A 1,611-nucleotide genomic window follows, 5' to 3' on the forward strand; every position below is an offset into this window, starting at 1 on the left:
CTTCAATACTTTACCTGGCTGGATTATCGGGGATGGAATACGGTCAGGTAATAACAATCTAGCTGATGAGATGGATTGGGGAGCGGGTAGCGGCCTCGGTTTTCAGGACACCATGGACTTCTGGAATAGCAGCCAGACTAACTCTTACAATACGATTTTTATCGATCCACTGGTATTGGATCTGGATGGTGATGGTGTCCAACTTCAGAATTTCCAACAGTCCAATGCTCTATTCGATATTGATCATGATGGCGTTAAGGAACGCACAGGCTGGGTTACCCCAACGGATGGACTGCTGGCCATTGATCTGAACAACAATGGTCGTATTGATAATGTCAGTGAACTGTTTTCTGAATATTACCAGGGCGCAATGGGGCAGGATGGTGCTCCGGGTGAAACGCCATTCGCCAATGGGTTTGAAGCCCTGGCCACCCTGGACAGCAATGGTGATGGCCTGTTCAGTGAGCTGGATAATGCCTGGTCCAGTGTCAAGGTCTGGGTCGATGCGGATGGTGACGCTAAAACAGACGACGGAGAGCTGAAAACCCTGGTTGAGGCGGGCGTGGTTTCAGTGAATCTTGCGGTCAGCAATGAGTCCGGTGATATTCTCGATGGCAATGAAGTGTTGGCACGGGGTGAATTTGTACAGTTGATCGACGGTGTTGAACAGACACGGGAAGCCATTGCCGCCAACTTTCTCTCCAACCCTGACGGCGCGGATTTTCTTGTGGACGGTGAGGGCTTGCTGGCATATTCCCAAAGTGGCGTATCCAGTTATGCCGCCGGAGACAACGGTGAAATCGTTCGAGTCAATGAGAAAGGAGTAGATTCGGCCTATGGTGGCAGGGGTAACGATACCCTGATAGGTGACAGTGGCGATAACTGGCTGGCCGGAGGCGGAGGTTCTGACTCGCTCGAGGGCGGCGCAGGAAATGATGTGCTGTTGATTGATAGCCAAGACAATACTAACGCTATTCAAGGAGGAGAAGGCCTTGATATCGTCAAAGTACTGGGTGATGGAGGTGTAAGTCTTAACCTGCACCGCTCCGGTGTAGAGGTGGTGGAAGGTGGCCGTGGTAATGATGTCTTTATTGGAGGCGGTGGCAGCAATGTTTTTATCAAAGGCGGTGAAGGCGACGACATCATTACCGGTGGAAGGGCTAACGACGCCCTTTCAGGAGAAGCTGGTGAAGACCGTGTCTATGGTGGACAAGGTAATGATATTATCCGGGGCCATGGAGGCAATGACTGGTTAGGAGGTGGTGAAGGCAACGATGTTCTGGAAGGCGGTCTGGACGACGATACCCTTCTGGGTGACGCTGGCAACGATGTATTGAACGGTGGTCAGGGCGACGACCGTCTTGACGGTGGCGATGGTATTGATGTTGCCGACTTTACCGGCAGCTATGCCGATTACCGGATTGTCCATACCGCAGAGGGTATCTGGGTAACGGATACGGTCAGTGGCCGGGATGGTTCGGACTTCCTGACGGGGATTGAGAAATTCAGTTTCAGTGATCTCTCCCTGATGGATGTGGATCTGGAGAATCCGTTACTGGTCAATGATGTGGTTGACGTACCCTTTGCCAGTGGCAGTGACCAGCCCTGGCT

At 52.1% G+C, this 1,611-nt stretch carries 1 protein-coding gene; it reads left to right on the top strand.

Annotation, left to right across the window (positions count from 1 at the left end):
• Positions 1-70 precede the first annotated feature (70 nt).
• The coding region (locus tag J7438_RS25385; protein WP_286196938.1) for a calcium-binding protein at positions 71-1,611 on the top strand (1,541 nt) is incomplete at its 3' end.

The organism is Thalassotalea sp. G20_0 (genome assembly GCF_017744175.1).
In the GTDB taxonomy this organism is placed as follows: Bacteria; Pseudomonadota; Gammaproteobacteria; order Pseudomonadales; family Endozoicomonadaceae; genus Endozoicomonas.